This is a genomic window from Paraclostridium benzoelyticum, assembly GCF_001006285.1.
Lineage (GTDB): Bacteria > Bacillota > Clostridia > Peptostreptococcales > Peptostreptococcaceae > Paraclostridium > Paraclostridium benzoelyticum.
Genome location: NZ_LBBT01000366.1, coordinates 1 through 8010, shown reverse-complemented (window position 1 = coordinate 8010; position 8010 = coordinate 1). Strand labels below are relative to the sequence as shown.

The window sequence follows — 8010 nt, the reverse complement described above, 5'->3', positions numbered from 1 at the left end:
GAAATATATAATCATGGTTGTGGATCAAAAAAAGAAATTTTAAAATTTAATTCAACTCAAAATGGAAGTTCATATGTAAGTGATAATGGTAATACAGAAATATCAATAGAAACATTAGATCAAACCCTAGGATTAAAAGAAATAACATTTATTAAAATGGATATTGAAGGTATGGAATTGGAAGCGTTAAAAGGATCTAAAGAAATTATTAAGAAACATAGACCTAAATTGGCTATTTCTATATATCATAAAAATGATGATTTAATAAATATCCCTATATTTATTAAAAACTTAGTATCAGAGTACAAATTTTATATAAGACATTATAGCATTTATCCTGCAGAAACTATTTTGTATGCAGTTATTTAAGGAGAAATCAAAATGATAGAACAAGATTTAATAATAGAATCATTTAATAGTATTTTTAGTGAATATAAAAAATATGATATTGCATTATATGGAACTGGATTTAGAACAAAATGTGTCATTGAAAATTTTCCAGAATATAATTTTGTAGGAGTGATAGATAAATTTTGTAAAGAAGATTCATTTTGTGGTATTCCTATAATTACAATGGAAGAGCTATATGTAAAAAAAAATACACTAGTTATAATTATGGCACAGCCAAGTTCAACAAAAACTATATTTACAAGAATTGCCTATGATTGCTTAAAAAATGGTATAAAGGTATTTAATTTTCATGGAAGAGATTTATTCCAATTGTATAAATATAACAAGAAAAATATTCTTATGGATAACTATTTTGATATAAGCAAAGAGGTATTTTTAAATCAAATAAATAGTCATGATTCGATAAGTCTTACTATATCAGAAATTTTATTTACTACAAAATATTTAAATAGAGAAGATTTTTATGAAATTTTGGGATGCAAATTAGAAAAAATTGGGATAAAAGAAGCAGCAAATTTTTTTAAAGTAGCAAAACAAGAATTAAAAGAGAATATAAAATTAGATGAATTGTATTTTAAATTAGCTAAAAAATTATTTGTTTCACAAAAAAAATTATTACAGTTTAAACAATTTGAGATGGAGACTTGGTCAAACATGATTGTTTTTAGAAATGATATAGTAGATGGTATAAAATATGCTATAAATAAGAATAAAAAAGTATACTTCTACAATGATACAATATACTCTAATGAAGATGTAAGTAAGTTTATTATAAATAATTTGGAATTAAATTTAGATAGTATATACCTAACTGATAAACTTTCATTTGATAAAGTTGATAAAAATAATTTGTTTTTAGTAACAGATAAAAATGAGAAAAATATAAAGATTAAATGTGATACTTTAAAAATTAAATCCCCTATTGAAATGGCGAATATATCTGGATATTCAGACTTATTATTGAATGCAAATTCTGTTAATGAAAGAAGTATGTGTGCTATGTTTATAGCATGTGCATTTAATAGTCCGTTTGCACTATATAAAAGTGATGGACTATTAATTGTTAATGATATAAAAACATTTGGATATTTGTTTATAAGCCCAATTGCAGTTAAGTTTGTCCTATGGATTATAGAGCAAATTAACAAAAATAAATATGATAAAATTTTATTTGCAGCTAGAGATGGATACTTAGTTCAACAACTATTTAGTATTGCTAAGAAGTATATTAAAGTAAATTCAAATGTAGAGGATTTATATTTTCAAACATCACGTACTGTATGTATAAAATCTAATATAGAAAATAAAAATGATATTAAGTGGATATGTGAATCTCCATTTGCATATTCTCCAGAACAATTGCTTATACGAAAATTTGAGCTAAATGAAAATGAAATAAAAAAGTATGATGAAAAAATATATAAAGATACATTTCACTATGCATTAGAATATGAAACTGATATTTATAAAGAGTCAAGACGAGTAAGAAATAACTATCTAAAATATATTAACAATTTAAATTTAACAAAAGATAAAAAATATGCTTTTGTAGACCTTGCATCATCAGGTACATGTCAATATTTTTTAGAAAAAATTATGGATTTAAAATTAGATGGATTATATTTATGTAGATATATGAATTCAAATAAAGAAAAAAATGAACTTAATATAAAATCTGTATTTAACAATGGATTTTTATCTTATGGATTTCAAAGTTTTTTAGCTGAAAATTATATGTTACTAGAAACTATTTTTACTTCATTTAAGCCAACGTTAATAAGTTTTAACAAAGATGGAGGGTTAATATATGAAGAAGAGACTAGAAATAAAAATGAATTTATTTACTTAGATACATTACAGATCTGTATAAAAAATTATTTTGAAGATTTTATGAAAAATGTGTTTGTTGAGAATGAGAATATAAGTTCAGGATTCATAGATTATATATATAGTTTAAAGTGCTACCCACATACACGAGAAGGATGTAATGAACTTAGTAATCTAATGCTTCGAGATGATTTAGGACAAGGTATGATACCGTTACAATGAAAGTAGGTGAAAGAATTGCCAAATTCATATAAAAGTAGTTACAGCACTGATGATAAGAGTTATAATCCCTTAGATTTAAAAATTAAAAATTATATTAGAAATAATAAATCAGAGGACTTTGATGAAATTCTTATCAAGGATAATAACTTTGAAGTATTTCTAAACTTTAGTAAAACGAGGCAGTCTATATTAAATTGGTATGATTTCAAAAAAGGAGCGGACTTACTTGAAATAGGTGGAGAATTTGGAGCTCTTACAGGTATGTTTTGCGAAAAGTGTAAATCGGTTACATGTATTGAAAGTGATATACTTAGAACAGAATCTATTTTAAAAAGATATGAAAATAGGAATAACTTAGAGGTTTTCAACAACATTGAAAATATTATACATTTAAATAAAAAGTATGATTATATAGTTCTTATAGGAACGATAGAACTTATAGAAAATATAGAAGAGTATTTAAAAAAAATAAAGTCATTACTTAAATCTGAAGGAACTATTTTGATAGCTACAGAAAACAGATTAGGATTAAAATATTTTTGTGGAGCTTCATACCCAACATTAGAAAAACCATTTGATGGTATAAACAAAAGGTTTAAAAACAATGGAAGAACCTTATATACTAAGTCAGAATTAGAAAATATTATCAAAAATTCAGGGCTAACTATAAATAAATTTTATTATCCGATTCCTGATTACAAATTTGCTCAAGAGATTTACTCAGATACTTATTTACCCAAAGGAGCTTTAAGGGAAAGGATAATGCCCTATTATTTAAACTCAAAGTCATTGATTGCAGATGAGATGTCTTTATATGATGATATTATAGAAAATAATGTTTTTGAAGTATTTGCCAATTCATTTTTAATTGAATGTAGAGAAATAGATATTAAATGCAAAATTGATTATGTAGCAGTTTCTACTGATAGAAAAGCAGAAAATGCATACGCTACAGTAATTTATAGTGATAAAATAGTTAAAAAAAAGCCACTATTCTCTCAAGGTATACAAGGTATAAATGATTCTTATAATAATATAAAAGATTTGGAATTAAGAGGTTTAAATACTGTAGATACCAAAATAAATAATAATGAATTACACATGCCATTTTTAAAAGCTAATACACTATCTAATATTTTAAGAGGTTACATTAAATATGACAGAGATAAGGCTTTAAATTTGTTTGATTTTTTATACAAAGATATATTAAAGTCATCAGATCATGTGAATAGAAATTTATGTTATTTAAATCAATTTAGCAAAAATAATCTTGATATGGGGATTATACTGAAGCATGCATATATTGATATGGTTCCGGTAAACTGTTTTTATGAACATGGCAAATTAATTTATTTTGATCAAGAATTTAAAATGGATTATTTTCCTGCAAATTATGTAATGTTTAGAGCGATTAAATATACATATCTTCATATTAAAGAAACAGACAATATAGAGTTATCTCAAGAGGAATTAAAAGATAAATATGGATTAAAGGATTTATGGGATTTTTACGAATCAATTGATATAAAATTTGTAGTGGAAAATAGGCAGTTTGAAATTTATAAGAACTATCTTTCATGGGTAGATGTAGATAAAAATATAATAAATAAAAATTCAAAATTATTAACAGGATTATAAAATATGGATAAAAATTTTTTGAACTCAGAAGTTAGAGATGATTATCTAGTTACATCTCATACTAAAAAATTATGGGCTGTTCAGTTAAATCTATTAAAAAAATTTAAAGAAGTTTGTGAGAAGAATAACTTAAAGTTTTATTTAACCTACGGTAGTTTACTAGGAGCAATAAGACATAATGGGTATATACCTTGGGATGATGATATTGACATTACGATGCCAAGAGAAGATTATGATAAACTAAAGGAAATTGCGGCAAAAGAGTTTGAAGATCCGTACTTTTACCAAACGCAAGAGAATGAACTAGATTTTTTTGGCGGAGGATTTTCAAGACTAAGAGATAGTAGAACTACAGGGTATGAAAATATACATTTTGGGCATCAGTTTAATGCTGGAATATGGATTGACATAACTGCTATAGATAAAGTTCCTAATTCTTATTTTTCAAGAAAATTACAAAGCAAAATGGTACGTTTTTATCAGCAAATTATGTTTGCAAAAATATATAGTAGAGATAATGACTATTTTTTAGATATTTCTTCTTTTAAAATGAAGCTATTAAAAAAGATAGCTAATAGATTAACACATAAAGAAATTTGCTTTAGACTAAATAAATGGTGTAGTATAGCTAAAAATAAAAAAAACAAAAACGTAGGAATATTAACGCAGTATGGATGTTATGAAAAAGAATTATATAAAGCTGAGTGGTTTATAGGTGTTAAATATAAAATATTTGAAAATATAAAAGTACCTATACCAATAGGATATGATGAATTTTTAAAAAAAATATTTGGAGATGATTACGCTAATTTACCTCCTTTAGAAGAAAGAAAACCTCATCATAATGGATACTACAATAGCGAAAAATCATATAGAGATATAAATAAAGAGATAGAATTAAGGTTTACAAATATATTTAGAAATGTAAATCAAAAGCAAGTTGTTATATTTGGAGCAGGAGAAATGCTTGATGCTTATATGAGTAGATATGGTAAACAATTTAAACCAAGTTTTCTTGTAGATAATGATTGTAAAAAATGGGGAACAAAAAAGTATGGTATTAATATAAAATCTCCAGATGAGTTATTAAAAAATGGACAAAAACTACACATTATTATATGTAGTATTTATTTTCCTGAGATAAGTAGGCAGTTAAGTAATATGGGAATTAAAGATTATTACGTATATTCAAAAAAGCGTGAATGGATATTAGAAAGATTACCAGAGTTGGAGGAATATGAAGTTGAAAAAGTATAAGGATGGATATATTGCAGGAGTTTTTGACTTATTTCATATAGGTCATTTAAATGTACTAAGAAATGCAAAAGATAGATGTGATAGTTTAAGGGTTGGAGTTTTATCGGATGAGTTGGTTGAACATTTTAAAGGTAAGAAACCATATATACCAGATTTAGAAAGAATGGAAATAATTAAAAATATTAAGTGTGTAGATGATGTGGTTAAGGTTACATTTGAAAATATCAATAAAATGGATGCTTGGAACTTATACCATTTTGACTGTTTATTTTCAGGAGATGATTGGAAAGGACATGAAAGTTGGAACATTGATAAACAAAAGCTTAATGAAGTTGGATCTAATATAGAATTTTTTAACTATACAAATGGGACTAGCTCAACACAAATAAAAAAATTAATTTTAGAAGAAACAGGTATATGTTAAGTATGGAATATATAAATAACAAAATTAAGATAAATGAAGGAACTTATTTTATAACAGGAATAACAGGGTTTATTGGATCAATTATAGCTAAATCTATAATTAAATCTGATAATTATAAAAATGGAAAAATTAAAATAATAGGACTTGTTAGAGACATAGACAAAGCTTTAGATATGTATTCTAATTTTAATCAATCCAACTTAAAGTTTATCAAAGGTGATTTAATAAATTTAGACCATATAGATTTATTAGCAAAAAATGATATTAGTAGTATAGACTATATATTTCACTGTGCGGCAATAACAAAATCATCTGAGATGATTTTGAGACCTGTAGAAACTGCTGATGGAATTGTTCTAGGAACTAAACATATTTTAAATATAGCTAAAAAGTACAATGTAAGTAGTATGGTGTATATTTCATCTATGGAAGTATATGGAGTTATAAGTAGTGATGGGGATAGAACAGATGAAAAAGATACTGGGACTATAGATATATTATCAGAAAGAAGTTGCTACCCACTCGGTAAGCAGATGGCAGAGCATTATTGCTTTTCATATTATAAAGAGTATGGGATACCTGTTAAAATTGCTAGATTGGCTCAAACATTTGGAGAAGGAACATTGAAAGATGATACAAGGGTATTTTCTCAATTTGCAAAATGTGTTATAGAAAATAAAGATATCGTGCTCCACACAAATGGGGATTCTATTGGAAACTATGTAGAATCAGAGGATGCAGTTACTGCACTTTTTATTTTATTAAATAAGGGGACTAATGGAGAAGCTTATAATATAGCAAATGAAGAATCCACTATGACTATTTTTGAAATGGCAGAACTTGTAGCAAATGAAATTTCAAACAGAAAAATTAAAGTTACATTTGAGATACCAGAAAGTAATATATATGGATATGCAAAAAAAACAGAGCTTAGGTTGTCATCATCAAAGATAATGAGCCTTGGATGGAAACCTAAGTATAAAATGAAAGATATGTATAGAAGACTTATCTCTTCATTTAATAGCTAATTAAAAATAGATAAACTTAATTATAAAAAATAAAGGATTAAAACTTAAGCTTAAATCCTTTATTTTTTATACGATTTATAGGTACTAAGGCTTTTGAATAATTAAACCTATAAGATAGCTCATAGTAATTTAATGCTTTTACAGAATCTCCTAGTAATTCATAAAATACACCTAAATTAAAAGCCGACAAATAAGTACCGGTTCCTTCAACTATTTCAAATTTAGTATATTCTCCAAGTTGTAAGGCATTTAAGTATGAAAACTCTATATTGTTAAAATAATTCATATATTTTTCAGGGTTATATGAAACTAATTCTGTGAAAAATACTCCACAAGCAAAGTAAAAATCACAAGAATTATTCATTAGATCAAATACATCATCAATAATTTTTAAGCCTTTTTCAAATTGGTTTAACTTAGTTAAATTATATATATAAAGGATTATAGCATCATCAAAAAAGTTATCTGTATTAAAGTTTACAACTTCATAGAATTTATCAAAATATGGCAATGCATCCATATACATATTATTACTATAATAAGTTTTAGCTGCTTGATATAGAAGATATGAATCAGTATTATTATTTTTTAATTCGTTAAGGATCATAGAGATATTTCTATTAAATTTATTTGTTTTTAAATATCCGTCGTGCTCTATTTCTATATCTACAATTTCTCTAGGTAAAGATGTGTCTAGCTGTTCATGGATGCTTCCTTCAAAGTACACACCTTTAGGGGCTAATCTTGAAATAAATGCATTAGATTTTTTAACTTCATTGTCTTCTTCGAATAAATTTATTATTTTGATTTTACCAATAGTGTTTTCTTTTGAGTTAATAAAGTTATTTATTTTATCTATATTAAAATTAGTTATAATTTCATCAGCATCCAAAATTAAATTCCAATCTCCAGTAGATTGCTTAATTGCAAAGTGTCGAGTATCAGAAAAATTATTGGTCCATGTATAGTCAAATACTTTAGCTTCAAACTCTGCAGCTATTTCTTTTGTTTTATCAGTTGAACCAGTATCAACAACTATTATTTCATCAACTAAGTTTTTAACAGAATCTAGACAACGTTTGATTTTTAATTCTTCATTTTTGGTAATCATAACTAAACTTAAAGTTTTCAATTTTGCACCTCCTATGAAATTTATTAAATTATAGTATATCAGAAAAAAATAGAAAAATTCACAAAATTATT

At 25.3% G+C, this 8010-nt stretch carries 7 protein-coding genes; 6 read left to right on the top strand and 1 reads right to left on the bottom strand.

Annotation, left to right across the window (positions count from 1 at the left end):
- The 6 genes from VN21_RS17725 to VN21_RS17700 all read left to right on the top strand — a co-directional run.
- Positions 1-369: FkbM family methyltransferase (locus VN21_RS17725; RefSeq protein ID WP_226896737.1), on the top strand; the 369-nt coding region annotated here is incomplete at its 5' end.
- 12 nt (positions 370-381) lie between these two features.
- Positions 382-2460 carry a hypothetical protein gene (locus VN21_RS17720; protein ID WP_046824443.1) on the top strand — a complete coding sequence of 693 codons (2079 nt, stop codon included), beginning with the start codon at positions 382-384 and terminating at the stop codon, positions 2458-2460.
- A 6-nt stretch (positions 2461-2466) separates the two neighbouring features.
- Positions 2467-4098, top strand: a complete 1632-nt coding sequence (locus VN21_RS17715; protein WP_084822262.1) for a class I SAM-dependent methyltransferase — start codon at positions 2467-2469, stop codon at positions 4096-4098.
- Positions 4099-4101: 3 nt separating this feature from the next.
- Complete coding sequence (locus VN21_RS17710; protein WP_046824442.1) at positions 4102-5355, top strand: LicD family protein; 1254 nt, start codon at positions 4102-4104, stop codon at positions 5353-5355.
- Positions 5342-5779: an adenylyltransferase/cytidyltransferase family protein gene (locus tag VN21_RS17705; RefSeq protein WP_046824441.1), complete on the top strand. Its 438-nt coding sequence runs from the start codon at positions 5342-5344 to the stop codon at positions 5777-5779. Before VN21_RS17710 ends, VN21_RS17705 begins: the two co-directional genes overlap by 14 nt.
- Positions 5773-6807, top strand: coding sequence for an NAD-dependent epimerase/dehydratase family protein (locus VN21_RS17700; protein ID WP_046824440.1), 1035 nt, complete (start codon positions 5773-5775; stop codon positions 6805-6807). Before VN21_RS17705 ends, VN21_RS17700 begins: the two co-directional genes overlap by 7 nt.
- 37 nt (positions 6808-6844) lie before the next feature.
- Here the strand turns inward: VN21_RS17700 and VN21_RS17695 are convergent, their stop codons facing one another.
- The gene (locus VN21_RS17695; RefSeq protein ID WP_052952145.1) at positions 6845-7939 is read right to left on the bottom strand and encodes a glycosyltransferase family 2 protein; all 1095 of its coding nucleotides are present in this window, start codon (positions 7937-7939) and stop codon (positions 6845-6847) included.
- Between the last annotated feature and the right edge of the window lie 71 nt (positions 7940-8010).

Coding starts and splice junctions, on each gene's coding strand:
- VN21_RS17700 (WP_046824440.1), top strand. CDS start 5,773: ATGTTAAGTATGGAATATATAAATAACAAAATTAAGATAAATGAAGGA.
- VN21_RS17720 (WP_046824443.1), top strand. CDS start 382: ATGATAGAACAAGATTTAATAATAGAATCATTTAATAGTATTTTTAGT.
- VN21_RS17710 (WP_046824442.1), top strand. CDS start 4,102: ATGGATAAAAATTTTTTGAACTCAGAAGTTAGAGATGATTATCTAGTT.